Genomic DNA, 23970 nt, shown 5'->3' with positions numbered 1-23970 from the left:
CCCGTTCTTCCGGAGGCTCACCGGTGATGGCCGGGTCGACGCCTGTGCGGCCCAGGGTAACGCACGGCCCTGCTCAGCCGTCGACCGAGAACCGGCGCGGCTTGCCCGGGCCGAGCCCCCCGACGTCGTCCAGGACCGTCAGCCCGACGGGCCGGCCGAGCCAGCGGGCGACGGCGTCCGCGGCCGCACGCGGGTCGAGGCCGAGGCCGCGCAGCGGGAGCGCCCGCAGGTGCACGGACCCGTCGGCGCCCTGGTGCAGGTGGTACGCCGCGAGCCCGTAGGCCTGGAGCAGCTGGGTCGCGTCGATCGAGGGTCGGAGCGTCCCGTCGGCCGCGCGGAACAGCACGGGTGCGCGTCCCTCCAGCCCGACGAGCACCGCGCCCCGGGCGTCGCGGACGAGCGCGGCGTGGTCGCCCGTGCGGTAGCGCAGCAGCGGCAGGTACGGGTTCTCGTCGACCGTCACGACGACCTCGCCGCGGCTCCCGTCGGGCACGGTCTGTCCCGACGCGTCGAGGATCTCGACGTGCACGCGCCGCGGGACGAGGACGTGGCCACCACCGTCGAGGGACGCGGCCACCGGTCCGGTCTCGCGCAGCCCGTAGAGGTCGATCACCGGGCAGCCCCACCGGGCCGCGGCGGCCGCCCGCACGGACGCCGGCAGGTCGGTCGCGCCGCTGACGACCGCCACCGGGTGCAGGTCGAGGTCGAGCCCGAGGAGGCGCATCAGCGGCAAGGTCGAGGTGCTGAGCACCTGGGGGTCCAGCCCGGTGAGGAACCGGTCGCGGCTGGCCGGGTCGGGCCAGCCGCTGAGGTTGAGCCGGGCCATCAGGGGCGCAGGCAGTCCGGCCGCGCGACGGAAGGCCGTCATCGCCGACGCGTACGTGAACGCGACGCGCTGGTCCACCACGTTGGCCAGCCCGAGGCGCCGGGGGTCCGGCTCCCACACGGCACCCGTCGACGCGACCAGCCGCTGCAGGAGCACCAGGTCCGCGGCCACGCTCGCCGGGTGCAGCGGCACCCGCAGCGCCGCCCCGGTGCTTCCCGAGCTCGACCCCTCGAGCACGCGGTCGAGCGGCACGTCGACGGGGACGTACGACGCCAGGTCGTCCACCAGGTGCCGGCGCGTGACGGGCGGGAGCTCGGACAGCGCCGAACCCGGACCGCTGCGGCCCTCCCGCTGCGCCCGCCGGTACGCAGGCACGTCGGCGTGCGCCCGGGCGATCAGCGCCTCGACCCAGTCGGTGTCGGTCGGGCCGCGCTCGGCCGCCGCCAGCACGGGTTCGTCGGCCGCGGTGAGCCGGTCGCCCGTCGCGTGCACCCACGGGGGCGCGTCGGCGTGCCCGCGCAGGGCCGCGAGCCGTGCGTGCCCGTCGTCGTCGAGGGTGGGCCAGCGCTCGGCGTCGGTGAGCGTCGCCGCGCCCATCGGCGCGTACTCGCCCAGGACGGGGTCGGGGACCGCGGGCTGCTCAGTAGTTCGCATACTGCGCCGCCGCCTCCTTCGCCTTCTGCGCCGCGAGGGCGCGCTCGAGCTCCTCGGCCCGCGCCTGCTCGACGGCCATCGCCCGCACGAGGTCTCGCTGGTACGCCGTGCTCACCGCCAGCCACCGGTCCTGGGCCGCCGCAGCAGCCTCTCCTGCCGGCAGCACCCCGGCGAACCGCAGGAACGCCCGGGCCAGCTCCTCGCGGCCCTCGTCCCGCAGCACCCAGTCCTTGTCCGCACGCAGCCCGACCAGCTCGCGCTGGACGTCGGTGACGATGCGGAGCATCCACCGCGTCGGTCCGCCGACCTGAGCGATCGCCTCGCGCACCCCGGGGTCGGTGCGCACGTCCGGGTCGAGCACCAGCCAGCAGACGAGCCCGACCAGCACGCGCCGCGTCACGATCACGTCGTGGGGGGTCGCCGGACCGTGCGAGAGGTCGTCGTCGAGCCGGACCAGCGAGTCGGCGTCGAGGAGGGTGCCGTCCAGCTCGATCGCGAGGTCGGCGACGAGCGCCGGCACGACCACGCCTGGCTCGAACAGGTCGGGGGGCGCGACGCCGAGCCGGTGGCGGACCGTCGCGAGCGCGGGCCCGGCCGGGGTCTCAGGTGCGGGCACGGGACTGCCTCCCCCAGGTCGCACGCGAGAAGTCCCGCGCGAAGGTGACCAGGTCGTCGTCGGTGGTCACCGGGTACACGTCGTAGTCGCCGGCGAGCGCCTCGATCCCGTGCCGGTACGACTCCGGGATCTGCAGGACGAGACTGCCCCCGCCACCCGCCGACTCCAGCGCGCGCGCCGCCACGTCGCTCGACGTCTCGCCCTCGGCCGACCAGGGCCGGAACATCGTCGTGACGCCCGAGTCCGAGATCACGGCGACGTGCGTCGGCCCGGTCGCGGTGGGCGGGTTGCCCAGGTGGGTGCGCTCGAGCAGGGCCAGCGGGAACGAGGTGCCGCCGCCGATGTGCGCGACGACCGCCTGCAGGACGGCATCGACGTCGCGGGTGAACCCGTCGGTGCCGATGGTCAGGCCGGGGCCGCTCCACGTCGTCGCCTGCACCCGGGCGCCGGCCCGCAGCGCGGACAGCGCGAGCACCGCCCCGGCGAGCGCGATCGGTGCGTAGGACGCGGAGGGGTCGGGCATCGAGCCCGACGAGTCCAGGTAGAGGTCGAGGTCGACCGGTCGCGGCCGCTCCTGCACCGACTCGTCCTCGAGGTACGCGCGCTGCACCGTGGTCATGCCCGGCACCACCACGGGCGACGCGGTCATCGTGCCCGACCAGTCGATGGTGGACAGGTCGTCACCGACCTCCCACGGGTCGAGCCCGCCCAGCAGCTGCTCGGACGTCGTCGGGCCCTCACGCACCGGGAACGGCACGAGGTGCGGGGCAGCGCGCTCGCGGTACCAGGCGGCGGCCACCTGCTGTGCGGTCGTGGGGCTGCCCATCGCGGTGAGCAGCGCGTGCAGGGCCGCCGGCTGGAGCGCGTTCCCGGCGCCGCCCGCACCCCCGGGGGTCAGCTCGATCGGCGTCGCCTCGGGCACGTCGGTGGTCCCCACCACGCGCGGGTCCAGGGCGGGGTGCGTCGCGGGCGCGCCGAGCGTGGGGTCGGATGCCAGCCCGAACGGGATGCTGTCGTCCCCGCCGTGGTCGCCGCCGCACGCGAGACCACCGACGTCGGCGCCGTTGTCGGGATCCCGGAGCCAGGCCGGGTCGATGTGCGTCCGGACCAGCCGCGCGAAGCCCGCGGCACCGCCGACCGGGTCGCGCGCGTACGCCCGCACCAGCCGGGAGCAGAGCATGGCGTGGTCCTCGGCCGCCGCCCCCTCCGCGGCGAGCTGCCCGCGCGGCAGCCCCCAGAGGATCTCGTACGTGCGGCCCACCAGCACGCCCAGGGGGTTGTCGGCCTGCGCCGCACCCACGGTCTGCGCGAGCGCGGCACGGTCGATCCCCGCCTGGCGCTGCAGGCGGTCGTTGATCAGCAGGTCGCACCACAGGTTGTCGACGAGCCCGACGAGATGGTCCATGTCGACGAGCCCGACCTTGATGCGCGACGCGATCTTCAGGCTCGTCAGCCGGTCGACGGGGGCGAGCAGGTGGTGACCGACCTCGTGGGCGAGCACGGCGAGCGCGTGGTCCTCGATGCCCCGCTCGGCGACGACGGTCAGGTCGACGTGCACCTCCGGGTCGTCCGTGGTGTACCAGGCCCAGGACCCCATGTGGCACGGCTCGGTGTGCAGCACCGGGGCGTGCATCCGCGACGTGCGACCCCACGCCGCGAGCGCCTGCGGCCACGCCGCCAGCCACCGGTCGCGCAGCGCGTCGAGGTCTGCCGTCATGCGGCCACCCGGACGGCGTCCACCCAGTACGAGTGCAGGCGGCTGACCAGGAGGACCGCACCGTCAGCGCTCGCGGGGGCGGTCCCCGTGATCCGGTCCGCCCACGGCACGGGCAGCCGGGCCGGTGCTGCTGCCGGCGCGGTTCCCGTCTGCTCGTCCCCGAGCCGCACCACGGCGGCCCCGTGCACGTCCGCGACGACCGCCCAGGTGGCCCCGTCGGCCGTGACCGCACATCCCGTCGGACCGCCGGGCACCACCCGCGGAGCCGTCACCCAGGGTCCGCCGAACCCGCGGAAGCCACCGACGCGCCGCAGGACCCCCGGCTCCGACCGGTAGCCCGGCCACCACCACGGGTCGAGCGCGTGCCGCGCGAGCGCCACGGAGGGGTCCGTCCCCGCGGGCATCCCGAGGACGGGGACCGCGACGGATGCCGGCAGCGACCTCGCCTCGCGCAGCGCGGCCGCGCGGAACCGGGCTGCGCCCGAGCGCCACGCCGCCACGAGCACCACCGAGCGGACCGTGGCCGGCTCGGCGACCTCGGGCACCGCCGCGAGCAGGGAACCGAAGAGTCGGAGGTCACCGGCGCGCGCCACCGCGCGGGACGCGGCGCACACGGCGTCGACGGTCGCCACCGGCTGGCTGCGCAGCAGGCCCGTGAGGCGGGGCAGGACGTCGGTCACCGCCGTGCGGTCAGCTCCGCCGACGGCCCACCGACCGCGCGCCGCGAGGTCCACGACCCGGCCCAGGAGCGCCCCGGCGAGCACCGGGTCGAGCGCTCCCCCGGTGGCGAACGCCTCGGCCGACGCGGCCAGGTCGACCACCGCGGCACGGACGACGTCCCGGTCACCGCCGCGCGCGACCGCACCCTGAAGGACCGCGTCCACCGCGGACCGGTCCGCGACCAGCCACCGCCCGAAGGCGGAACCCCGGTCGACGCCGTCGGTCACGCGCCGCTCCACCGCAGCCAGGACAGGTACGCCGAGTACCGCTGGTGCGCGTACTTGAGCGCGAGCGCGTCCTCGAACAGGCTGCCGTGCAGCTTGGTGGCGTCCTCCCACCCGGACAGCACGCCCTCGATCTGCGCCAGGCGGCGACGCACCTCGGTCTCCGCCAGCCCGTCGAGGCCGACCGCGAGCTCGGCCAGGATGCTCCCGACCGGGTCGTCGGTGTCCAGGCCCTCGGCGTCGAACTGCCGGCACGCGGTGTCGAACAGGTCCCGGATCCAGGACACGCGGTCGGTGCGCAGCGCCTCCCGCTCCGGGTCGTCGAACGCGGGCGACTGCAGGTCGGGCTGCAGCTTGTCGTGCAGGACGAACGGCACGACCGCGCGCAGGTCGTCGAGCGTGACCTCGGCGTTCCCCCGGAAGTAGGCCATGGCCTTGGCGTAGGCGACGAGCGACTGCAGCGCGCGCACCGAGAGCCCGTTGAGCGTCTGCGAGCCGATGTCCGCGCGATGGTCGCGCCCGGTGTCCAGCGCCGCGAGCAGGTGCGGGTCCTGACCGGCCAGTCGCGCGGTGTCCTTGGTGCGGTACTCCAGCTGGCGCGCGGCGCGCTCCAGGAGCTCCAGCTGCGCGGCGAAGTACTCGAGCCGGCGGCGCACGGGCACCGGGATGGGCACGGCGACGACCTCGCGGTGCAGGCGCTCGTGCTCGTCGGCGTCGAAGACGATCGCCGGCGGCACGTGCTCCTCCGGGCGCAGCCCGCGCTCCGCGCGCTCCACCAGGTCACCGACGAAGCGGGAGTTGAACGACAGCGCCTTGACGACCACGTCGATGCGGTCGCGCAGGGCATCCACCACCTGGAACGTGCCGCCGCCCGCGTCGTCGTTGGCGGTGAGGTACCAGGCCGCCGCGCCGGTCTCGTAGACCTGGTCGAACACCTCGACGTAGCCGTCCGCGAGCACGGTGAGCAGCGCGGACTGCGTGCGCGTGGGGATCCGGTTGTACTCGTCGACGATCTTGACCCGCAGCCCGAGCCACGACCGCCAGGCGACCTCGATGTCGGCCAGGCTCTCCGCGGCGACCAGGTCCCGGGGCAGCGGCGTGCCGAACATGTCCTGCACGGTCAGCTGCGGGTGGCCGTGCTGCATGGCCCGGCGGACCTCCCGCACCGGGTAGCCCGCGAGCACGCCCATGAGGATCGCGCTGGCCGTCTTGCCCCGCCCCGGACCACCGACGAGCAGGCACCGGCCGCGGACCGCGAACGTGAGCAGCGGCAGCAGGACGAACGAGGAGTACGACTGGTCGGTCGGCAGGTCGACCTCGGCCTTCGAGTCGCCCAGCCGGAAGTGCGTGCGCGGCCGCGTCACGTCCTGGAACTCGACGTCGTAGTGCGGGCTGATGATCGCGTGGTTGACCATCCAGAAGTAGGCCTGCCGCAGCTTCTCGTCCAGCGGGGCCGGACCGGCGACCGCGACCGAGCCGTCCGCGTCCGCGAACAGCTGGTCGACGTCGAGGTCGAGGCGGTCGGCCGAGGAACGGCGTGCGCCGGCGCGGGTCGGGGCCCGCGACACCTGGTCCAGGAGCGGCTCGGGGCGTGTGTCGGTCACGCGACGGAGTCTCGCAGACGGCTGACGTGCTCCGGGTCGCCGTGCCGCTGCTCGAGGGGCTCCGCCAGGGGACGTGGCGTGGCCAGGAGCGGGTCGACGAGGGCGATCGCGCGCTCGAGACGCTCCGCGCGCGACCCCCGCAGCTCCACCCACGGTGCCGGCTGCGCCGCGAGCGCGTCCCGGAAGCGGTCCTGCATCGTGTGCCGCAGGTGCTCGCCGTCGCGCATCCCGTCCTGCACGAAGGGGATCTCGTCGCCCGTGAGCAGGTACAGGTCGGGCACGCGCTGCGCCGCCAGCGCGGTGACGCTCGGGCTCGGGCGGCCGACGTAGCGCTCGTGCCACACGGTCGTGGCGAGCACGTCGGTGTCGCACACGAGAAGCGGGACCGGGGAGGCTGCCGCCGCGTCGTCCTCGCGCCGCGCCTGCTCGCGGGCCACCAGGTCGAACTCGGCGGTGTGCCACGGCGCGGCCAGACCCCCGGGTCGGACCTCGGACCACTCGCGACCGAACTCGGCGACCGTGGGCAGGCCGAAGTGCGCGGTCAGGTCCTCGGCCAGCGTCGTGGTGCCCGTCGACTCGGCACCGAGCACCACGACCCGGCGCACGAACCAGGCCCGGACCGCGGCCGGCAGGGCCCACCAGTAGCGCGCGGGATCCGCCCGCACGGCACTGCCCGAGACCGGCGTCGAGCGTCGACCCGGGTCGACCTGCACCCAGGTCGCACCCAAGCGTTGCGCCAGCTCGGCACCGTAGGAGTCGGACGTGAGGACTTCGTCGACCGGAGCGTCGAGGAGGCCACGGATCACCGAGACGTGCGCGTCCCAGGCGTGCGGGCTGGCGTAGTCGACGGGCGCGTCGTCGAGCGCGGCCACGACGTGGGCACCGGGCAGCTCCGCGCGCAGCCACGACGCGCGCAGCTCGGGCGTCAGGCTCTCCTGCGAGGAGCCCAGCACCTGCACGGTCACCCGGTCGCACCGGGCGAGGGCCGCTCGCACGAGGGCGAGGTGGCCGGCGTGGGGTGGGTAGAACTTGCCGATCACGAGGCCGTGACTCATAGGACCGCCACGACGTCGCGGTGCTCGGTCGGGACCGTCAGCGCGCGTCGCCAGCGCCGCGCCCCCTGGACGCACAACCCGATGAACAGCGCGTAGAGCACCGCGGTGAGGTAGAGCCCCTGGCTCGCGTACAGCCCGACGAGCAGGACGTCCGTGACGATCCACACCGCCCAGCTGCCCACCCACTTGCGGCCGAGCATGAGCTGCGCGACGAGGCTGAGCGAGGTGGTCAGCGAGTCCCAGAAGGGGGCGGCGGACGCGTCCCGCAGCAGCACGGTGAGCCCGGCGGTGAGGACACCGACCGCGACCGCACCCACCGGCCAGACGATCCGGGGGGTCCGCCGCACCTCGAGCACCCCCCGGTCCCGCCCGCCGCGCAGCCACCAGTACCAGCCCAGCCCGTTGAGCACGAGGTAGACCACCTGGAGCCCGGCGTTGGCGTACAGCCCGGCGGACGTGAACAGGACCAGGAACAACCCGGTGTTGACGATCCCCACGGGGAAGTTCCAGACGTTCTCGCGGGCCGCCAGCCAGACGCACGCCGCGCCGGTGACGAACCCGAGGATCTCGACCCACCCCACCGCGGTCAGCCGGCCGGTCGGGTGTCGGTGGTCGCCATGGGCGCCAGCGTAGGTGGCGGACACCGGTCGGGCTCCCGGCGTTCACGAGGGATCATCGGACGCGTGACCACTCCCCTCGTGCTCCTCGACCTCGACGGCACGCTCACCGACTCCGCCCCCGGCATCACCGCGTCGATCGCCTCGACCTACCGGACGCTCGGCCTGCCCGTGCCGACGCCGGAGGAGCTCCGCTCGTTCGTCGGACCGCCGATCACGCAGAGCTTCCCCGCGCACGGGGTCCCGCAGGACCGGGTGGGCGAGGCCGTCCGGGCGTACCGGGAGGTGTTCGTCGACGGGATGATCCGCGACAACCGCGTGTACGACGGCATACCCGAGGTGCTCACGCAGCTGAAGGCGGCCGGTCTGCGGCTGGTCGTCGCGACCTCGAAGCCGGAGATCTACGCGCGCCCGATCTGCGACGCGTTCGGTCTCACCGCGCTGGTGGACGGAGTGTTCGGCGCGCCGGTCGACGAGTCGACCTCCACCAAGGCCGACGTCATCGCGGCGGCGCTGGCCGCGCACCCCGACGCTCGCCCGCTCGTGATGGTGGGCGACCGGGAGCACGACGTGCACGGCGCGCAGGTGCACGGCATCGAGACGATCGGGGTGTCCTGGGGCTACGCCGCCGCGGGTGAGCTGGTCGAGCCCGGCGTCGCGGAGGTCGTCGACACACCGTCCGAGCTGACCTCCGCGGTGCTCCGCAGACTGGTCGCCGCGACCGCTTGACCTTGACGCTGCGTCAACTCCTACCGTGGACGGCATGGAGGCATCGATCCAGGAGGTGGCCCGGCTGACGGGCACCACCAGCCGCACCCTGCGGCACTACGACGCGATCGGGCTGCTCGAGCCCAGCCGCGTCGGCGACAACGGGTACCGCTGGTACGACGACCAGTCACTGGTCCGGCTGCAGCGGATCCTCCTGCTGCGCCGGCTCGGGCTCGGGCTGCCGGACATCCGGCGCGTGCTCGAGCGGGAGCAGGACGAGACGGTCGCCCTGCGTCACCACCTCGACTGGCTGCGCAGCGAGCAGCGCCGGCTGGAGCGGCAGGCCGCCTCGGTCGAACGGACCATCACCGCACGAGAGAACGGAGGGCCACTCATGGCCGAGGACATGTTCGACGGGTTCGACCACACCCAGCACAAGGAGGAGGTCGAGCGCCGCTGGGGCGCCGACGCGTACGCGACGTCCGACGCCTGGTGGCGCGGGATGACCGACGCCGAGCGGGCGGAGTGGAAGGCGACGACCGCACGGCTCGCCACCGAGTGGGGCGCCGCGGCCGCCGCGGGTGCGGACCCGGCGTCCGACGTGGCGCAGGAGCTCGCCGCGCGGCACGTCGCCTGGCTCGGCAGCATCCCGGGGACCCCGGGGCACGGGTCGACCCCGGTGAAGGACTACGTGGTCGGGCTCGCGGAGATGTACGTCGCCGACCCCAGGTTCGCCGAGAACTACGGCGGTGAGCAGGGGGCGACGTTCGTCCGCGACGCGCTGCACGAGTACGCGGCGCGCCACCTGTAGAGACCCGGCAGCGCTCGCTACGTCGACCGGCGCAGCGAGCGCTGCCAGTCGGCGTGCAGGTCCGCGAACCGGCCGCCGGCCGCGACCAGCGCGTCCGGTGAGCCGTCCTCGACGATCTGGCCGCCCTCGATCACCAGCACGCGGTCCGACCCCATGACGGTGGAGAGCCGGTGCGCAATGACGACCGACGTGCGGTCGTCGAGCAGGGTCTGCAGACCGCGCTGCACCAGTGCCTCCCCCGGCACGTCCAGCGAGCTGGTCGCCTCGTCCAGGATCAGCAGCGCGGGGTCGGCCAGGAACGCGCGGGCGAACGACACCAGCTGGCGCTGCCCGGCGGAGAGCCGCACGCCGCGCTTGTCCACCTCGGTGGCGTACCCGTCGGGCATGGACGCGATGAGGTCGTGCACGCCCACCGCGCGGGCGGCCGCCTCGATCTGGGCCGCGGTCGCCTCCGGCTTGCCGAGCGCGATGTTCGCGCCGACGGAGCCGGAGAACAGGTACGCCTCCTGCGTCACCATGACGACCGCCCGGCGCAGGTCGCCCGGGTCGATCTCGCGCAGGTCCAGCCCGTCGAGCCGGACCGCTCCCGTGCGCACGTCGTAGAACCGCGCGAGCAGCTTGGCGATCGTGGACTTGCCCGCGCCCGTCTCCCCCACCAGGGCGATCGACTGGCCCGCCGGCACGTGCAGGTCGACGTGCGGCAGGACGGTCGGGCCGGTGCCGTACCCGAACTCGACGTCCTCGAACCGCACGTCGCCGCGCGCCTGGGCGAGCCGCGTCGGGTGCACCGGCTCGGGCACCGTCGGCTCCTCGGCGAGCAGCGACGCGACCTTCTCGAGCGCCGCCGTCGCCGACTGGAAGGAGTTGTAGAACATCCCGATCTGCTGCAGCGGGTTGAAGAAGCGCCGCGCGTACAGGACGGCCGCCACCAGGACACCCACCTCGAGCCCGCCGTCGAGAGCACGCAGACCGCCGACCAGCAGCACGGCCGCGACCGTGACGTTCCCGATCAGGGTCAGGCCCGTGTCGAAGACGCCGTTGAGCCGGATGGACCGGGCGTTCGTCTCCCGATAGTCCTCGGCCAGCTCGCCGTAGACGCCGCCGACCTGGGGCTCCCGGCGGAACGCCTGGACCGCGCGGATGCCCGTCATGGTCTCCACGAAGCGCACGATGAGCCGGGCGGCCGCGGTCCGCTGCTTGCGGTACTGGACCTGCGAACGCACCTGGAACCACCGCGTGAGGATGACGCCGGGCACGACCGCGATGAGCAGGACCAGCCCGCTTCGCCAGTCGAGGAGCACCAGCGAGACGGCCGTGAACAGCATGGCCAGCACACCGGACGCGAGCGTGGTGACGCCTCCGTCGAGGAGCTCGCGCAGCGCGTCCACGTCCGAGGTCTGCCGGGAGATGATCCGCCCCGACGTGTACTTCTCGTGGAACTCCAGGCTGAGCCGCTGGGTGTGCCGGAACACCCGGCGCCGCAGGTCCAGCAGCATGGTCTGGCTCACCCGTGCCGACGCGCGGACGGTCGCAGCCGTGAGCAGCCCGCCGAGCAGCGCGGCCGCGACGTAGGCAGCGGTGGCCACAGAGATCGGCCGCGCGTCGCCGGCCGTCAGCGCGGGCAGTGCCTGGTCGATCCCGTAGGCGACGAGCGCCGGACCGGCCACGGCGGCCAGCTGCGAGCCGACGACCAGTGCCGCGGTCGCCCACGCGGCACCCGCGACGGGCCGCAGCAGCGACCGGAGCAGGCCGAGCGACCGCCGCCGGATCCGCCGCGACTCCTCGCGGGTGGTCTCGACACCGAAGGCCTCCGAGGTCAGGACGCTCACGGCCGCACCTCCGCGAGCTCGTCCGACTGCGCGTCGTCCAGCGCCGACAGGGCCGTGAGCACGTACCGGTAGTGCGGGTGGGTCGACAGCAGGTCCGCGTGCCGGCCGACCCCCGTGATCCGGCCGTCCTCGAGCACGGCGACGCGGTCCGCGAGCGCGACGGTCGAGGGGCGGTGCGCGACGACGAGCGTCGTGGTGCCGGTGAGCATCTCGCGCAGCCGGACCGTGACCGCCGTCTCCGTGGTGACGTCGAGAGCCGAGAGCGGGTCGTCGAGCAGGAGCACCCGCGGTCGGACGGCGATCGCGCGCGCCAGCGCGACCCGCTGGCGCTGGCCGCCCGACAGGCTCAGCCCTTCCTCCCCGATCACGGTGTCGAGGCCGTCAGGCAGGTCGTAGGCGAACCGCGCGCGGGCGACGTCGAGGGCCTCGCGCACCAGCTCGTCGGCCGCCGGGCCGGTGCGGTCCGAGCCGAGCAGGACGTTCTCCCGCACGGACGCCGAGAACAGGATCGGGTCCTCGAACGCGATCGACACGGCCGAGCGCAGGTCGGCGCGCGCGAGGTCGCGGACGTCCACGCCGTCGATCCGCACGCTGCCCGCGGTGACGTCGTACAGGCGCGGGACGAGCTGGAGCAGGGTCGTCTTGCCGCTGCCGGTGAGCCCGACGAGCGCCATGGTCTCCCCCGGCTCGAGCACCAGGTCGATGCCCGCGAGGATGTCCGCGCCGCCGCGCGGGTGGACGAAGTGCACGCCCGAGAGCTCGACGCGCGAGCCGGCGGGGTCGGGGGCGGGCAGCTCGACGGGAGTCTCCGGGTCCTGGACGGTCGACCCCGTGTCCATCACCTGGAGGTACCGGTCGGTCGCGGCCTTGGCGTCGAGGGTCATCGCGAGCAGCATGCCGAGCCGCTCCACGGGGCTGTTCACCACCGCCGCGGTGGCGAAGAACGCGACGAGCGCGCCGACGCTGAGCTCGCCGCGGGACGAGAGCACCACGCCGATGCCGAGCGAGACCGCGAGGATCGCCTCCGGGATGGCACCGAGCGCGAACGAGACGCGCGAGAGCGTCCTGGCCTTGTGCACCTCGGTCGTGCGCAGCTCGTCGGCCTGCCGCGCGAAGTCGTCCAGCGCGTCGTCGCCACGCCCGAAGGCCTTGAGCACGCGGATGCCGTGCACCGACTCCTCGACGGTCGTCGCCAGGTCGCCCGCCTGGTCCCGGGCCTGCCGCGCGACCACCTTGTAGTCCTCGCGGAACCGGAAGCCGAGCCAGATCATGGGCACCGCGCCCACCAGGTACACGAGCCCGAGCACCCAGCTGGTGGCCAGCATCAGCCCGATCCCGACGACGACGGTCGTGGCGCTGACCAGCAGCATCACCAGGCCGAACACCGTCCAGCGCCGGATGGTGCCCAGGTCCGACATGATCCGCGACAGCAGCTGGCCGCCCGACCAGCGGTCGTGGAACTCCACCGGCAGGTCGAGCAGGTGCTGGAACAGGTCGGTGCGCATGTCGCGCTCCACCGACGTGCCCGGCGCGAGGATCAGGGCGCGGCGGCACCAGACCAGGAACGCCTCCAGCACCCCGAGCCCGAGGATCGCCAGGGCGCCGAGGACCACGCCGCGCCGCGACCCCTCGGAGAGCAGCGGACCGTTGACGATCACGCGCAGCACCTGCGGCACGGCGAGCGCGAGGAGGCTCGCACCGAGGGCCGTCAGCCCACCGAGCGCGATGCGCGGCAGCGCCGGCCGCGCCCAGCGGCGAAGGCGCAGGAGTACCCGGGTGGTGGATTCTGGGGAGGGCACCTCCCCACCCTACGGACGACCTCCGACAGTTGCCCGGCCCATCTCACACGCCGGTGCGGGCCACCTTGTTGTTGCTCGCCTGCGCGCGCGGACGGACCACCAGGAGGTCCACGTTGACGTGCGCGGGTCGGCTGAGGGACCACGCGATGGCGTCGGCGATGTCGTCCGCGACCAGCGGCTCGTACCCGGCGTAGACGGCCGCGGCCCGCTCGCTGTCCCCGTCGAAGCGGACCATCGAGAACTCCTCGGTGGCCACGGCGCCCGGCGCGATCTCGATGATCCGGATCGGCTCGCCGAGGATCTCCCAGCGCAGCGTCGTCGCGAGCATGCGCTCGGCGTGCTTGGCCCCCACGTACCCGGCACCGCCCTCGTAGGTGCCGTGCGCGGCGGTCGAGGTCACCACCACGATGTCCCCGCCGTCGCCCTCGCGCAGCTGCGGGAGCAGGGCCTGCGTGACGCGCAGCGTGCCCAGGACGTTCAGCTCGTACATCTGCCGCCAGTGCGCGAGGTCGGCGGACTCCACCGGGTCGAGGCCGAACGCGCCGCCCGCGTTGTTCACGAGCACGTCGAGCGGACCGCCCTCGGCCACCTGGGCAGCGAGGCGCGCGACGTCCGCGTCGTCGGTGACGTCCGCGACGATCGTGTCCGCCCCGGTCTCCTGGGCGAGGGCGGCCAGGCGGTCGGCGCGGCGGGCGGTCGCGACGACGTCCCAGCCCTCCGCACGCAGGCGGCGGACGGTCGCGGCGCCGATCCCGGAGGACGCCCCCGTGACGAGGGCGCGACGGGGTCGGGGCGTGGCTGTGCTCATGCAGGAACTCCAGTGGTGGTGGCGGACTGGGCAGAAGGCTAGGCGACCTCGGCAAGCACCTCGGTCAGGAGGGCGAGCCCGGACGCGGCCTCGTCGGGGGTGACGACGCAGGGCGGGACGACGTGCACGCGGTTGTCCGCGAGGAACGGGAGCAGCCCGCGGGCCAGCGCCCCGGCCTTGATGCGACCCATGAGGGCGGCGTCGACGGGCTCGCGGGTCTCCTGGTCCTTGACCAGCTCGACGGCCCAGAACACCCCCAGCCCGCGCACCTCTCCCACCAGCGGGTTCTTCTCGGCCAGCTCGGCGAGCCCCGGTCCGAGCACGTCGCGGCCGATCGCGTCGGCGTTCTCGACGATCCCCTCCTCAGCCATGGCGTCGAGCGCGGCCACGATCGAGCCCATCGCGAGCGGGTGCCCCGAGTAGGTGAGCCCGCCGGGGAACACGCGGTCGTCGAACGTCGTCGCGATCGGCTCGCTGAGGATCACACCACCCGCGGGCACGTAGCCGGAGTTCACGCCCTTGGCGAAGGTGATGAGGTCGGGGACCACGTCGAAGGAGTCGAACGCGAACCACTGCCCGGTGCGGCCGAACCCCGCCATGACCTCGTCGAGGATGAGCAGGATGCCGTACCGGTCGGCGATCGCGCGGACGCCGGCCAGGTACCCCGGCGGCGGCACGAGCACACCGGCGGTGCCGGGGATCGTCTCCAGCAGGATCGCGGCGACGGACGTCGGGCCCTCTGCCTGGATCACGCGCTCCAGGTGGTGCAGGGCGCGCTCGCTCTCCTGCTCGGGCGTGGTCGCCCAGAACTCCGAGCGGTACAGGTACGGACCGAAGTGGTGCACGTGCGCGCGGGCGTACTCGTTGGGCACGCGACGCCAGTCCCCTGTCGCGACGACGGCCGCGCCGGTGTTGCCGTGGTACGACCGGTAGGCCGACACGACCTTGTCGCGGCCGGTGTGCAGCCGCGCCATGCGGATCGCGTTCTCGTTGGCGTCGGCGCCGCCGTTGGTGAAGAACACCGACGAGAAGCCCGCCGGCGCGTGGCCCAGGATCTTCTCGGCGGCCCGCCCGCGCGTGAGGTTGGCGGTCGCCGGCGCCACGGTGGTGAGCGTCGCCGCCTGCTCCTGGATGGCCGCGACCACCCTGGGGTGCTGGTGCCCGATGTTGGTGTTCACCAGCTGGCTGGAGAAGTCCAGGTACCGCCGCCCCGCGTGGTCCCACACGGTCGACCCGAGCCCGCCCGCGATGACCAGCGGGTTCAGGTGCGCCTGCGCCGACCACGAGTGGAAGACGTGGTCGCGGTCGAGACGCAGCGCGGTGGCGTCGTCGTCGGTGCTCATGGTGCTTCTCCTCCGGGCGCCGTGCGAAGGCGCCCGCGCGCGACGGGTCAGTTGCCGCCGGCCTCGAGTGTGACGTCGATGGGCTCGAAGCCCTCGCCGGACACGTCGACGCCCTCCTCCTCCAGCTCGGCCAGGGCCTTCTCCACGTACTCGTTGGTGTACGCCTCGGCATCGGGCTCGGTCGTGATGACCGTGGCCCCCTGGTCGTTCTTCGTGGTGAGGGCCACGTCGACGGTCTGCGTCCACGCGTCCTCGTCGATCATGCCGATGCCGTCCGGGGACGGCCAGATCAGCTTGTTGATCTCGTTGGTCTGCCACAGCTGGTGGCTGTTGCCCAGCTGTGAGCCCTGGGCCACGACGATGTCCCGGGCCTCCTCCGGGTTGTCCCGCGCGTAGATCCAGCCCTTGATGCTCGCCTTGATGAACTTGACGGTCGTCTCCTGGTACTCCTCGTCGGACGCGAGCTTCTCCGAGTTCGCCCAGATGGCGTCCTGGAGCATCGCCGTGCCCTCGTCGTTCCAGTTGATCGCCGTGAAGTCGTCGGCCGTGTACAGCTCGCCGGTGTCGGGGTTCTCGGCCTCGAGCAGCTGCGCGTACTCGTTGTAGGTCATGGCCTGGGCCGCGTCGATGTCGCCGGCCAGGAACGCGTTCATGTCGAACTGCTGCTGGACCAGCGTGACGTCGGTGGCCGGGTCGAGGCCCGCCTTGGTCATGCCGGCGAACAGCTCGAACTCGTTGCCGTAGCCCCAGTTGCCCACCGTCTTGCCCTCGAGGTCGGCCGCGGTGGAGATGCCCTTGTCCGCGAACGAGACCTGCAGGGTGCCGGACTTCTGGAAGATCTGGGCGACGTCGGTGATCCCGGCGCCCTGCTCACGGGACGCCAGCGCCTTGGGCACCCACGCGATCGCGTAGTCCACCGAGCCGTCGGCCAGCACCGACTGCGGCACGATGTCGGTGCCGCCCTCGATGATCTGGACGTCGAGCCCCTCGTCCACGTAGTACCCCTGGTCGACCGCCGCGTAGTAGCCGGCGAACTGGGCCTGGGTGAACCACTGGAGCTGGAGCTTGACGGGGATGAGCACCTCGGAGCTCATCGAGGTCTCCTCCTCGGGCTCCTCGCCGCTGTCCGAGCTGCATCCGGACAGGACGAGCGCGGCAGTCACGCCGACCGCGGCCGCGCCCCACGCAGTACGCCTGGTGAGTCTCATCGTTCTCCCTCTCGTTGGCTGTGCGGATATCGGCCGGCCTGGCTGCGGTGGCAGGCGGACGTTCTAGCCCCCTTGACGCCTCGCGACGGCGCGCTCGAGCGCGAGGGTCGCGAGGTAGAACACGAGTCCGAGCAGGATGGCGCCGAGCACGAACGCCCAAGCCCGGGCGTAGGCACTGTTCGACGCCGCCGACGTGATCCGGGAGCCGAGGCCGTTCTGCAGACCGCCGAAGTACTCCGCGACGATCGCCGCGATGACGGCGGTCGACGACGCGATGCGCAGCCCGGTGAACAGGTACGGCAGCGCCCCGGGGATGGTCACCGTGCGCGTGATCTGGCGCGGGGTCGCGGCATACGCCTTGAGCAGGTCGCGGTGCACCGGCTGGACCTGGCGCAGGCCGCGGAGCGTGTTGACGAACACCGGCGCGAACACCACGACCGACACCACGACCCGGCGCGGGGTGGTCGACGTGGTCCCGAACATCGTGTTCAGCGCGGGAGCCAGCGCCACGATCGGCATGACCGACAGCGCCGCCGCGGTCGGCGACAGCAGCGTGTCCGCCATCCGGCTGCGCGCGGCGACGATCGCGGCACCGATGGCCACCACCGCACCGACCACCAGCCCGACCAGCACGTTCATGCCCGTGGCCAGCGCGGCGGACCACACCAGCGGGACCACCAGCAGCAGCTGCTCGACGATCGCGGTCGGGCTCGGCAGCAGATACGGCTTGATGCCGGCGCCGACGACGAACGCCTGCCAGATCGCCAGCGCGACGACACCGACCACGACCGGCGCGGCCCATCGGCGGACGGAGGCGGCGGTCATCGCAGGTCCACCCCTCGCGCGGTCACCGGGGTGCCGTGCAGCGCCTCGCGCACCGCGGTGACGGCCGCGAAGAACGAGGCGTCCTCCCGCAGGCCCTCCCCGCGCTCGTCGCCGAGGTTCACCGGGATCACCGCGCTGATGCGGCCGGGCCGGGGCGACATGACGACCACCCGCTGCGACAGGAACACTGCCTCGGGGATCGAGTGCGTGACGAACACGACGGCCGCGCCGCTCTCCGCGCAGATCCGCACCAGCTCGGTCTGCATGCGCTCGCGCGTCATCTCGTCGAGTGCGCCGAACGGCTCGTCCATGAGGAGCAGGCTCGGCCGCTCCGCCAGCGACCGCGCGATGGCCACCCGCTGCTGCATGCCGCCGGACAGCTGGTGCGGGAAGTGCCCGGCGAACTCGTCGAGGCCCACGAGCGACAGCAGCTCGGCCGCGCGGGTCGCCCGCTCGGCCTTGCCGATGCCGTGCAGCTCCAAGGGCAGCTCGACGTTGGCCGTCACGGTCCGCCACGGCAGGAGCCCGGCCTGCTGGAACGCGATGCCGTAGTCCTGGGCCTCGCGGGCCTGCTGCGGGGTCTTGCCGAACACGGTGAGCTCGCCGGAGGTGGGGACGTCGAGGTCGGCGATCAGGCGCAGGAGCGTCGACTTGCCGCAGCCGGAGGGACCGATGAGCGAGACGAACTCACCGGCCGCGACCGTGAGGTCGATGCCCTCCAGGGCGCTGACGTCCCCGGACCGTGACGCGAACACCTTCCCGATACCTCGGGCTTCGACGGCACTCACGTGACCTCCGCATAGCGGTAGCGACCCAGGCCGAGCCCGAGCAGGGAGACGAGCATGGCGGCGACCAACCCGAGCAGGGCGGCCGCGATGATCGCCGCCCACGGTTTGGCAGGGTCACCGCTGGCGGACTGGGCGTAGCCGATGATCAGCCGCCCGATCCCGCCCTTGGTGCCCGTGGACACCTCGGCGACGATCGCGCCGACCACCGCGGTCGCGGCACCGAGGCGCAGCGCCGGCAGGAGGTACGGGACGCTGGCGGGCAGGCGCAGCGAGCGCATCGTGCGGGTCCAGCTGGCGGCCTGCGCCCGGAACAGCTCCACCTGGGCGGCCGGGGGCGACTGGAACCCGCGCAGCGCGCCGATGGTGACCGGGAAGAACGCCAGGTAGCTCGCGATGAGCGCCACCGACATCCACCGCTGCCACTCGAGCTCGCCGAGGTGGATGCGACCGCCCCAGCCGACCACCAGGGGCGCCAGCGCGATCAACGGGACCGTCTGGCTGAGCACCACCCAGGGCACCAGCGCGGACTCGGCCAGCTGCCACCGCTGCATGAACGCGGCGAGCACCAGCCCACCGACCGACCCCACGAGCCAGCCCGCGAGCGCGACCCGCAGGGTGAACCAGCAGGCGGAGAGCATCGCGCTCAGGACGGTGGGCGAGCCGGTCGCGGACGTCTCGGGCTCGAGCACCCGGTCGACGATCGTCCACACGTGCGGCATCGCCAGGTCGTCGGTCCGCGGCAGCACGCTCGCCTCGCCGAGGTGCCCGCCCGCGTCGGGGACCACGACCTTGATCAGCTCCCAGAGAGCGGCGAGCAGGAGGATCGCGAGCACGCCGACGAGGATCCGGCGCCCGACGGCGGACCGCTCGCGCGGACGCACGGGCACCGGGGCGGTGCGCTCCGGCGCGAGCGTCGTCGCGAGATCCGTCATGCGGTCGCCACGACCGGCGTCGCGAGAGCGGGGATGACGTGCTCGCCGTACACGCGCATCGTCTCCTCCTTGTTGTCGTGCTGGAGGTAGCCGGCGAACTGCGTGACGCCGAGGGCGCGCAGGGCCTCGAGCTTCTCGATGTGCTCCTGCGCGTCGCCGAGGATGCAGAACCGCTCGACGATGTCGTCGGGCACGAACGCGGCGTGCGTGTTCCCGGCGCGACCGTGCTGGTTGTAGTCGTAGCCCTGCCGGCCCTCGATGTAGTCGGTGAGGGCCTTCGGCACCGACGAGTCCGCGCCGTACCGGGACACGATGTCGGCCACGTGGTTGCCGACCATCCCGCCGAACCAGCGGCACTGCTCGCGCATGTGCTCACGGGAGCCCTCGTCGCCGATGTACATGGGGGCGGCGATGCAGAACTGGATCGCGTCGGGGTCCCGGCCCGCCTGCTCGGCGGCGTCGCGCACCACCTTGATGGTCCACGCGGCGATGTCGGGGTCGGCGAGCTGCAGGATGAACCCGTCGCCCACCTCGCCGGTGAGCTTGAGCGCCAGCGGGCCGTACGCGGCGACCCAGATGTCCAGAGCCGACCCGCGCGACCACGGGAACTGCACCTTGGCGCCGTGCAGGTACGCGGGCCGGTCGTTGGCCAGCTCCCGGATCACCTCGATCGACTGCCGCAGGGTCGCCAGGTTGGACGGCTTGCCGTGCAGCGTCCGCACCGCGGAGTCGCCCCGCCCGATCCCGCAGATGGTCCGGTTGCCGTACATCTCGTTCAGCGTGGCGAACAGCGACGCGATCACGGACCAGTCGCGCGTGGCGGGGTTGGTGACCATGGGCCCGACCATCACCTTGCGGGTGGCCGCCAGGATCGCCGAGTAGATGACGAACGGCTCCTGCCAGAGCAGGTGCGAGTCGAAGGTCCAGACGTGGCTGAACCCGTGGGTCTCGGCCAGGCGGGCCAGCTCGACCGTGCGCGAGGCGGGCGGGTTCGTCTGGAGCACGACGCCGAAGTCCATGTGGTGAGCCCTTCTACAGGAGGTACTGGGACAGGCCGCGCGGCACGTACTTCCCGTGCCCGGCGCGCCCGTGGTAGCCGGTCTCGTCCACCACGACGGACCCCCGCGAGAGGACGACGTCGACGTGTCCGTCGATCTCGTAGCCCTCCCACGCGGAGTGGTCCATGTTCATGTGGTGCGTCTTGCCCACCCCGATCGACGTGTGCCCGGCCGGGTCGTAGATGACGACGTCGGCGTCGGCCCCGGGCGCGAGGACGCCCTTCTTCCCGTACAGCCCGAACATCCGCGCCGGAGTCGTCGAGGTGAGCTCCACCCAGCGCTCCAGCGTGATCTGCCCGGTCACGACCCCCTGGTACATGAGGTCCATCCGGTGCTCGATCGAGCCGATCCCGTTGGGGATGGCCCGGAAGTCACCGACTCCCAGGTCCTTCTGGCCCTTCATGCAGAACGGGCAGTGGTCCGTGGAGACCATCTGCAGGTCGTTGGTCCGCAGCGCCTGCCACATGTGCTCCTGGTGACCCTCGGCCCGCGAGCGCAGGGGCGTGGAGCACACCCACTTGGCGCCCTCGAAGCCTGGTGCTCCCAGCTGCTCCTCGAGGCTGAGGTACAGGTACTGCGGACACGTCTCGCCGAACACGTTCTTGCCGTTGTCCCGCGCCCACGCCAGCTGCGCCACGGCCTGCTTGGCGCTCACGTGCACCACGTAGAGCGGCGCGTTCGTGACGTCGGCCAGCATGATCGCGCGGTGCGTGGCCTCCTCCTCGAGCTGCCAGGCGCGCGCGATGCCGTGGTAGTACGGGTCGGTCTTGCCCTGCGCGACCAGCTGGGCGGCGAGCACGTCGATGGCGGGCCCGTTCTCCGCGTGCATCATGGTGAGCAGCCCGAGGTCGGCCGCCTTCTGCATCGCCTTGAGGATCTGCGCGTCGTCGGAGTAGAAGACGCCCGGGTAGGCCATGAACAGCTTGTAGCTGGACACGCCCTCGGCGACCAGGCCCTCCATCGCCTTGAGCGAGTCCTCGTCGACCCCGCCGACGATCTGGTGGAAGCCGTAGTCGATCGCGCAGTTGCCGGCAGCCTTGTCGTGCCAGGCGCCGAGCCCGTCCATGACCCGCTCCCCCGTGCGCTGCACGGCGAAGTCGATGATCGTCGTGGTGCCTCCCCACGCCGCCGCGCGGGTGCCGGTCTCGAACGTGTCCGAGGCGTTGGTGCCACCGAACGGCAGCTCCATGTGGGTGTGCGCGTCGATGCCGCCGGGGATCACGTACTTGCCGGTCGCGTCGACGACCTGGTCGACGTTCGCCGCCAGGTCGAAGCCGAGCAGGGTCGAGCCCGGGGTGAGCACCGCCGCGACGGTCTCGCCGTCGACGAGCACGTCCGCGGCCGTCCGCCCCGTCGCACTGACCAGGGTGCCGCCGCTGATGAGCGTCTTCATGACCGTCCCTCCTCGCTCAGGGCGCCACGATCGGGCCGTAGGCGTCCGGCCGGCGGTCGCGGAAGAACTGCCACCGCTCCCGCACGATCCGGATCTGGTCGAGGTCGAGGTCCCGGATGATCAGCTGGTTCTCGCTGGACGAGCCGACCTCGCCGACGTAGTTGCCGTCGGGACCGACCGCGTACGACGAGCCGTAGAAGTTGACCGCCTCGTCGCCGTACTCGTTGTCCTCGAGGCCCACGCGGTTGTTGGCGACGACGAAGTAGCCGTTGGCCACCGCCGCGGCCGGCTGCTCGATCTCCCAGAGCTTGTTGGAGATGCCGGGCGCGGTCGCGTTGGGGTTGAACACGATCTCGGCTCCGTTGAGCGCCAGCACCCGCCAGCCCTCGGGGAAGTGCCGGTCGTAGCAGATGTTCACGCCGATCTTGCCGACCGCGGTCTCGAACACCGGGTACCCGAGGTTGCCGGGGCGGAAGTAGAACTTCTCCCAGAACTTGGGCAGGTTCGGGATGTGGTGCTTGCGGTACTTGCCGAGGTAGCTGCCGTCGGCGTCGATGACCGCGGCGGTGTTGTAGAGGACGCCGGGCTGCTCCTCCTCGTACACGGGGAGCACGATGACGATGCCCAGCTCCTTGGCCAGCGCCGCGAACCGCTCGGTCGTCGGGCCCGGCACGGACTCGGCGTAGTCGTAGTACGCGGTGTCCTGCGTGATCCCGAAGTACGGGCCGTAGAACAGCTCCTGGAACGCGATGATCTGCGCACCCTGCGAGGCCGCCTCTCGGGTCCACGCCTCGTGCAGCGCAGTCATCGACTCCTTGTCGCCCGTCCAGGTGGCCTGGGTGAACGCGACGCGTACGACCGTCATAGGGGCTCCTCCGCTTCGTATCAGAACGGCCTCGGAGCCTTCACCGGCGCCGGAGTGCCCGTTCTTGGCACCGTAGCCTGGAATGTGACTGTCCGGGTTGAACATTTCTGCGGTGTTACCCCGCGTTACCGTGGCGCGAAGATCGATGACGCGCACGTAAACATCTGGACCGATGTCCGGGGACGCGCGGCTGTGGACCGGAGTGCGGGCATCCTGGCGCGCATGGACCTGGCCGCCCACGTCGACGACCGCAGCCCGCGTGGCATCGCCGCCACCGTGGCGCGCCTGGTCCGCGGCGGTGACCTGCGCCCCGGCGACCGCCTGCCGACGGTGCGGGGCCTCGCGGCCGAGCTCGGCGTCAGCCCGGCGACCGTGAGCGGCGCGTGGCAGGCGCTGTCGGCCGTCGGCATCGTGACGTCGCGGGGACGAGCGGGAACCGTCGTCCTGCCGCCACCGGCCAGCTGGCTGCCGCCGCGCTACCGCGACCTGGCGGGGGGCGCACCGGCCCGCCTCGACCTCTCGACCGGGACCCCGGACCCCGAGCTGCTCCCCCAGATCGGTCCGGCCCTCTCCCGGGTCGCCGTCCAGCGACCCGCCGCGGACACCGGTGCCTACGTGGCGTCGCCGGTGGTCCCGTCCCTCGAGATCCTGCTCCGCGACTCCTGGCCGTTCGCGCCCCAGCGCGTGACCGTCGTCGACGGGGCGCTCGACGCCATCAGCCGCACCCTCGAGCAGGTCGCGGGCTACGGCTCGCGGGTGGCCGTGGAGGACCCCGGGTTCCCCCCGCTGTTCGACCTGCTCGACCAGCTCGGGCTGGAACGCGTCCCGGTCACGCTCGACCGGCAGGGCATGCGCCCCGACGAGCTCGGGAAGGCCCTCGACGGCGGTGCCCGCGTCGTCGTCCTGCAGCCCCGCGCGCACAACCCGACCGGCGTGAGCATGACGTCGACCCGCGCCCGCGAGCTGGCCGCGGTCCTGCGCCGGCACGACGCCCTCGTCGTGGAGGACGACCACTCCGGGGAGATCGCGTCCGCCCGCGATGTCAGCCTGGGTGCGCTCCTGCCCGATCGCGTGGTCCACGTGCGCTCCTACTCCAAGTCGCACGGTCCCGACCTGCGCATCGCCGCCGTCGGAGGCCCGGCCGCCGTGCTCGACGGGCTGGTCGCCCGCCGCATGCTCGGCCCCGGCTGGACCAGCCGGCTGCTGCAGCACGTGCTGGTCGACCTGCTCACCGACAGCGCCGCCATCGAGGCCGTCGCCCACGCCCGCCGCGTCTACTTCGCCCGCCGCCGGGCCCTGCGCGAGGTCCTGGCCACGCACGACATCGCGCTCGACCCCGGCGACGGGATCAACCTGTGGCTCCCGGTGCACGACGAGCGCACCGCCCTGGTGCGCCTCGAGGCCGCGGGCATCCGCGTCGCGCCGGGCACCCCGTTCTCCGCCGACAGCCCGGCCGGCGACCACGTACGCGTCACGGTCGGCCTCCTCGGCTCCGAGGTCGACGACGTCGGGCGCGCCCTCGCGCTCGCCGCGGGACCGTGATCGACGACACTTGCCCCGACGCCACCTC

The 23970-nt window shown here is 73.1% G+C and carries 21 protein-coding genes; 3 read left to right on the top strand and 18 right to left on the bottom strand.

The features are described 5' to 3' along the window. Positions 1–73: 73 nt before the first annotated feature. From ASD18_RS14000 to pnuC, 7 genes are read right to left on the bottom strand one after another with little or no spacing between them, the layout of a single operon-like run. A complete protein-coding gene (locus ASD18_RS14000; RefSeq protein WP_156388018.1) occupies positions 74–1480 on the bottom strand; it encodes an AMP-binding protein in 1407 nt (468 codons plus the stop codon). Then, positions 1467–2096: a hypothetical protein gene (locus tag ASD18_RS13995; RefSeq protein ID WP_056093024.1), complete on the bottom strand. Its 630-nt coding sequence runs from the start codon at positions 2094–2096 to the stop codon at positions 1467–1469. Before ASD18_RS13995 ends, ASD18_RS14000 begins: the two co-directional genes overlap by 14 nt. Then, entirely contained in the window at positions 2083–3813 is a 1731-nt protein-coding gene (locus ASD18_RS13990) for a hypothetical protein (RefSeq protein WP_056093020.1), read from the bottom strand. Before ASD18_RS13990 ends, ASD18_RS13995 begins: the two co-directional genes overlap by 14 nt. Beyond that, complete coding sequence (locus ASD18_RS13985) at positions 3810–4760, bottom strand: hypothetical protein (protein ID WP_056093017.1); 951 nt, start codon at positions 4758–4760, stop codon at positions 3810–3812. Before ASD18_RS13985 ends, ASD18_RS13990 begins: the two co-directional genes overlap by 4 nt. Then, positions 4757–6361 carry an AAA family ATPase gene (locus ASD18_RS13980; RefSeq protein WP_235522400.1) on the bottom strand — a complete coding sequence of 535 codons (1605 nt, stop codon included), beginning with the start codon at positions 6359–6361 and terminating at the stop codon, positions 4757–4759. Before ASD18_RS13980 ends, ASD18_RS13985 begins: the two co-directional genes overlap by 4 nt. After that, positions 6358–7416, bottom strand: a complete 1059-nt coding sequence (locus ASD18_RS13975) for an AAA family ATPase (RefSeq protein ID WP_056093014.1) — start codon at positions 7414–7416, stop codon at positions 6358–6360. The genes ASD18_RS13980 and ASD18_RS13975 overlap by 4 nt, the downstream gene beginning before the upstream one ends. Then, complete coding sequence (gene pnuC, locus ASD18_RS13970; protein ID WP_056093011.1) at positions 7413–8060, bottom strand: nicotinamide riboside transporter PnuC; 648 nt, start codon at positions 8058–8060, stop codon at positions 7413–7415. The genes ASD18_RS13975 and pnuC overlap by 4 nt, the downstream gene beginning before the upstream one ends. Before the next feature lie 39 nt (positions 8061–8099). Between pnuC and ASD18_RS13965 the strand changes: the two genes are divergently transcribed. Both ASD18_RS13965 and ASD18_RS13960 read left to right on the top strand, forming a co-directional pair. Next, the gene (locus tag ASD18_RS13965) at positions 8100–8762 is read left to right on the top strand and encodes an HAD hydrolase-like protein (protein ID WP_056093009.1); all 663 of its coding nucleotides are present in this window, start codon (positions 8100–8102) and stop codon (positions 8760–8762) included. A 34-nt stretch (positions 8763–8796) separates the two neighbouring features. After that, positions 8797–9552, top strand: a complete 756-nt coding sequence (locus tag ASD18_RS13960) for a MerR family transcriptional regulator (protein ID WP_200938617.1) — start codon at positions 8797–8799, stop codon at positions 9550–9552. 17 nt (positions 9553–9569) lie between these two features. Here the strand turns inward: ASD18_RS13960 and ASD18_RS13955 are convergent, their stop codons facing one another. The 11 genes from ASD18_RS13955 to ASD18_RS13905 form a co-directional block, all read right to left on the bottom strand. Further along, complete coding sequence (locus ASD18_RS13955; RefSeq protein ID WP_156388017.1) at positions 9570–11381, bottom strand: ABC transporter ATP-binding protein; 1812 nt, start codon at positions 11379–11381, stop codon at positions 9570–9572. Beyond that, positions 11378–13180: an ABC transporter ATP-binding protein gene (locus tag ASD18_RS13950; protein ID WP_056093003.1), complete on the bottom strand. Its 1803-nt coding sequence runs from the start codon at positions 13178–13180 to the stop codon at positions 11378–11380. Before ASD18_RS13950 ends, ASD18_RS13955 begins: the two co-directional genes overlap by 4 nt. Positions 13181–13223: 43 nt before the next feature. Further along, the gene (locus tag ASD18_RS13945) at positions 13224–13988 is read right to left on the bottom strand and encodes an SDR family oxidoreductase (RefSeq protein WP_056093000.1); all 765 of its coding nucleotides are present in this window, start codon (positions 13986–13988) and stop codon (positions 13224–13226) included. A gap of 38 nt (positions 13989–14026) precedes the next feature. Beyond that, positions 14027–15331 (bottom strand): aspartate aminotransferase family protein, encoded by a 1305-nt coding sequence (locus tag ASD18_RS13940; RefSeq protein ID WP_056092997.1) that lies wholly within the window; start codon positions 15329–15331, stop codon positions 14027–14029. 47 nt (positions 15332–15378) lie between these two features. Next, complete coding sequence (locus ASD18_RS13935; RefSeq protein WP_056092995.1) at positions 15379–16539, bottom strand: ABC transporter substrate-binding protein; 1161 nt, start codon at positions 16537–16539, stop codon at positions 15379–15381. Positions 16540–16602: 63 nt separating this feature from the next. Next, positions 16603–17364 (bottom strand): ABC transporter permease, encoded by a 762-nt coding sequence (locus ASD18_RS13930; protein WP_056092991.1) that lies wholly within the window; start codon positions 17362–17364, stop codon positions 16603–16605. Next, entirely contained in the window at positions 17361–18152 is a 792-nt protein-coding gene (locus ASD18_RS13925) for an ABC transporter ATP-binding protein (protein ID WP_056092989.1), read from the bottom strand. The genes ASD18_RS13930 and ASD18_RS13925 overlap by 4 nt, the downstream gene beginning before the upstream one ends. After that, positions 18149–19084 carry an ABC transporter permease gene (locus tag ASD18_RS13920; RefSeq protein WP_056092985.1) on the bottom strand — a complete coding sequence of 312 codons (936 nt, stop codon included), beginning with the start codon at positions 19082–19084 and terminating at the stop codon, positions 18149–18151. The genes ASD18_RS13925 and ASD18_RS13920 overlap by 4 nt, the downstream gene beginning before the upstream one ends. Beyond that, the gene (locus ASD18_RS13915) at positions 19081–20103 is read right to left on the bottom strand and encodes a TIGR03842 family LLM class F420-dependent oxidoreductase (protein ID WP_056092982.1); all 1023 of its coding nucleotides are present in this window, start codon (positions 20101–20103) and stop codon (positions 19081–19083) included. The genes ASD18_RS13920 and ASD18_RS13915 overlap by 4 nt, the downstream gene beginning before the upstream one ends. A gap of 13 nt (positions 20104–20116) precedes the next feature. Further along, entirely contained in the window at positions 20117–21535 is a 1419-nt protein-coding gene (gene hydA, locus ASD18_RS13910) for a dihydropyrimidinase (protein ID WP_056092979.1), read from the bottom strand. Positions 21536–21551: 16 nt separating this feature from the next. Further along, positions 21552–22400: a nitrilase-related carbon-nitrogen hydrolase gene (locus tag ASD18_RS13905; RefSeq protein WP_056092976.1), complete on the bottom strand. Its 849-nt coding sequence runs from the start codon at positions 22398–22400 to the stop codon at positions 21552–21554. Positions 22401–22622: 222 nt separating this feature from the next. On the opposite strand from ASD18_RS13905, the gene ASD18_RS13900 reads away from it, so the two are divergent. Beyond that, positions 22623–23942, top strand: coding sequence for a PLP-dependent aminotransferase family protein (locus ASD18_RS13900; RefSeq protein WP_056093672.1), 1320 nt, complete (start codon positions 22623–22625; stop codon positions 23940–23942). Positions 23943–23970 lie beyond the last annotated feature (28 nt).

Origin of the sequence: Cellulomonas sp. Root137 (assembly GCF_001426725.1) — a bacterium.
In the GTDB taxonomy this organism is placed as follows: domain Bacteria; phylum Actinomycetota; class Actinomycetes; order Actinomycetales; family Cellulomonadaceae; genus Cellulomonas.
Note: the sequence above shows the minus strand (reverse complement) of the source record. Positions and strands in the feature narration are given on the sequence as shown.

Coding starts and splice junctions, on each gene's coding strand:
- ASD18_RS13940 (WP_056092997.1), bottom strand. CDS start 15,331: ATGAGCACCGACGACGACGCCACCGCGCTGCGTCTCGACCGCGACCAC.
- ASD18_RS13905 (WP_056092976.1), bottom strand. CDS start 22,400: ATGACGGTCGTACGCGTCGCGTTCACCCAGGCCACCTGGACGGGCGAC.
- ASD18_RS13915 (WP_056092982.1), bottom strand. CDS start 20,103: ATGGACTTCGGCGTCGTGCTCCAGACGAACCCGCCCGCCTCGCGCACG.
- ASD18_RS13920 (WP_056092985.1), bottom strand. CDS start 19,084: ATGACGGATCTCGCGACGACGCTCGCGCCGGAGCGCACCGCCCCGGTG.
- hydA (WP_056092979.1), bottom strand. CDS start 21,535: ATGAAGACGCTCATCAGCGGCGGCACCCTGGTCAGTGCGACGGGGCGG.
- ASD18_RS13990 (WP_056093020.1), bottom strand. CDS start 3,813: ATGACGGCAGACCTCGACGCGCTGCGCGACCGGTGGCTGGCGGCGTGG.
- ASD18_RS13930 (WP_056092991.1), bottom strand. CDS start 17,364: ATGACCGCCGCCTCCGTCCGCCGATGGGCCGCGCCGGTCGTGGTCGGT.
- ASD18_RS13960 (WP_200938617.1), top strand. CDS start 8,797: ATGGAGGCATCGATCCAGGAGGTGGCCCGGCTGACGGGCACCACCAGC.
- ASD18_RS13975 (WP_056093014.1), bottom strand. CDS start 7,416: ATGAGTCACGGCCTCGTGATCGGCAAGTTCTACCCACCCCACGCCGGC.
- ASD18_RS13935 (WP_056092995.1), bottom strand. CDS start 16,539: ATGAGACTCACCAGGCGTACTGCGTGGGGCGCGGCCGCGGTCGGCGTG.
- ASD18_RS13900 (WP_056093672.1), top strand. CDS start 22,623: ATGGACCTGGCCGCCCACGTCGACGACCGCAGCCCGCGTGGCATCGCC.
- ASD18_RS13945 (WP_056093000.1), bottom strand. CDS start 13,988: ATGAGCACAGCCACGCCCCGACCCCGTCGCGCCCTCGTCACGGGGGCG.
- ASD18_RS14000 (WP_156388018.1), bottom strand. CDS start 1,480: ATGCGAACTACTGAGCAGCCCGCGGTCCCCGACCCCGTCCTGGGCGAG.